The organism is Dehalococcoidia bacterium, assembly GCA_025054935.1.
In the GTDB taxonomy this organism is placed as follows: Bacteria; Chloroflexota; Dehalococcoidia; order SpSt-223; family SpSt-223; genus JANWZD01.
Window position 1 is genome coordinate 1 of the sequence record JANWZD010000034.1, and the last position, 2905, is coordinate 2905.

1 protein-coding gene is annotated in these 2905 nt (G+C 67.4%); it reads right to left on the reverse strand.

The window, feature by feature from the left end:
- A partial coding sequence (locus NZ773_16110) for a DUF499 domain-containing protein (GenBank protein ID MCS6803451.1) occupies nucleotides 1-2905 on the reverse strand: 2905 nt, incomplete at both ends.

Here is a 2905-nt window from a genome sequence, read left to right on the forward strand (position 1 = left end):
CGCGCACGGTGGCGTCACCGGCGGCCGCCGCTGCCGTGCGCACAGTTTCGCTGGTGACAATGCTCCCGTCGTCGAAGCGGAGCGCAAGCGTTGCCTCGTAGCTGGCATCCTCGCTCGCGCTGAACAGCGCGCGCGCCACCTCGAGCGGCTTCGTCGGATGAGACGGCTTGACGCCCTCGACCCGAAAGGCTGCCTGCCCGCCCCCGCGCAGTTGACCGCTGACGGTGACCGAGAGCAGAGACTCCGTCGCTCCCAGCACTGGGAGCACGCCGAGCATCGCCTGCGCTACCTCCGGGCGGGACGCCACGAGCTTGAGCGTCCGCAGCGGCCGTCCCTCGTCGGCGAGGCGCGCTGCCTCCTCCCAATTGTTCGCCGCTCCAACCGCTGGCGGCGGAGGCGGCGGGACGAACCCTCCCGCTGCCGCGCCGGTCTCGCCCGGCACAGGGGCAGATTCGGCCAGCCAGGCGCGGGCAGCGTCGCTGTCGGGAAGGGCGACGAGCGTCTCATCGGTTAGCGGGAACGAGAGCGGAGGAGCGCCGGTCATGCGGCGCCGCGCCTCGGGCGGCCCAGCCACCCGGCTCGTCCCATGATACGCGGTGCCGTCACTGATGCGCAGGACGAGCTTGCCCTCCATCACCGCCTTGCGGAGCGTGGTGAGGACGAACTTGTCGTTCAGGATCAGCCGCAGGCCGGGGCTGGCCAGGAGCCGCTCGTGAACGGCTTTGGCCGTCCAGACGCCGGGCTGGTCGGGCTGCGGCGTCGCGCCCGGAAGGACGTTCGACAGCAGCACGAACGGGTCAAGAGCGTCATCCTCGCGGTAGAGCAGTTCGTGGTGCTCGAGGAACTCGCGCAGCTTCGACTGGCCGCCCGTGAGCGGGCGAAGCGGTTCATCGGTCGGGAATTGGTACTGGGCTGGAAGCTGGTAGACGTGCTCGCCGACGACGACGGAAGTGAAGGCGCGGCAGGCCTCGCGTCTGAGCGTGCGCTCGGCTTCGGTGAGATAGTGCTCGAGCTGCCGCTTGACCAAGTGATAGTCATCCCTCCGTTGGCGCTCCTCTCGCACGCGCTCGGCAGCGATGAGACGGCGAGCGCGCTCGATGGCGTCGCTGAGGGCACTGCCGGCCGGCGCGATGGCGACAATGGCGTTGGTGAAGCGGCGCGGCATCGGCACAGTTGGTCTGCTGGTGTCGGAGAAGCGGACGACCTCCTTCGCCAGTTGTTCGCTCTCGCAGAGGGCAAGGGTGAGGCGCGCTGTCTCGGCGACACTGCTCGGCCCGCTTGGCCAGCCGACAAGCTGGAAGAACGAGCCGTTGAAATACTGCTGCGCAACCGCAAGAACTCGGGGGCGCGCATCCTCGGCGCTGACGCTCGCCGTGCGCTCCTCAATCTCGCGGATGATGTTAGGCTCGACCTTGAATTGCCAGCCCTCGGTGTGTTCCCGAGGATAGAGATGCCAGCAGACGCTCTCTAACCGCTCAGCTGCATCGATCGGCTCGGGGCCGGCGTCGTCGAGGCGCAGCGTCGTGAGGGTCACGTCGTTGCGCGAGAGCCCACTCTTGCTGTCGAGCGGCAGGCTGTCGAGGAGGAGGGCAGAGAGAACGCGGCGATGGATCCGGCGCGAGGCGGCGCTGTCGAGCTCGGCGGCGTGGCCCTCGATGTCGGCCTTGATGGCGGCGTCAAAGCCTGTGCGGTTCAGCCGGCCGAGCAGCTCCTCGCGCAGGTCCGGGTCCGACCAGTCGAGGTCGCCAGCAGTGATCAGATCGAGCTCTTCTCCCTGCCAGGCGCGGCGCACCAGCCGCGCGAAGAGACGCAAGGTGCCGCGGCTGCGCTGAAAATCGGGGAGGGCGCTCAGCCGCTCTTCGGCCGTGACAAACAGCCGCGGATGGAAGGGGAAACAGGTGCGGATCCGCTCCGCATACTCTGAGGTGGCCACTGCCGGGTCGAGCCGCCCGGGGTGGTCGCGGTGGACCCGCTCGTACAACTCGCGATAGGCGCGCGCGATGCGGTCGCGCTCGCTCTCGTCGATCTGTTCGAAGAGACGGCGGATGATGACCCGCGCTCCTTCGGCGCCGATCGGGTCGCGGTCGGTAAACACACGGCTAATGACTTGATCGAGGCGGACAGCCCTCTCTTCCTCCTCGATCTTCTGCTTGATGGTCTCCTTCTCGATCGTCTCCTTGAGCGCTCGGTCCAGCCGCTCACTCTGCTTGCGATAGGCAGCTTGGCCCGCCGGGTCGGAGACCACGAGGACGGTTTGCTTCCGCTTGACACAAAACCCAGCGAGCTTCTGAACGAAGGCGATCAGGGAGTTCTGCCCCTGCTCCGGCAGCCCGGCCATATAGGAGACAAGCTCATCGAGCAAGATCAGGACCGGGCCGGGCGGAAAGATGTCCTCCAGTTGGGACTCCGAGGGGGTTTCGTCCAGTCGGTCGACGGCAGCGATGCGCGCGTATGCGCTCTGCCCGCCAAGCTGGTAGGCGAGTTCGCCCCAGATCGTGCGCGTGACAAGGGTCCCATGGCGCGCGAACTCTTGGGAGCCGCCGACCTGACCGTCGATGGCGGCGACCGCGACCGCTGGCGGCCGGTTCTCTGCCGGCAGGAGCTCCGTGCCGAGGTCGTGGCGGTCGATGTTCTTGGCGAGGTGCCAAAGCGTCATCAAGGCGTGGGTCTTGCCGCCGCCGAAACCAGTCGAGAGGCGGATGAGCGCTCCCGGCTCGTCCGGATTCTTGAGCCGCCTGAAGACGTCCTCGACGATTGTCTTCAGGTGCTTCGTCGGGTAGGTGTTGCGGAAGAAGATCGCTGGGTCTTGATAGACCGCAGGCGCGCTGCCCGCGACGAGGTAGCGGAGCTCGGCGGCAAAGATAGCATCGTCCAGTGTGCCATGCAGGACTTCAGGCCGAGGGAT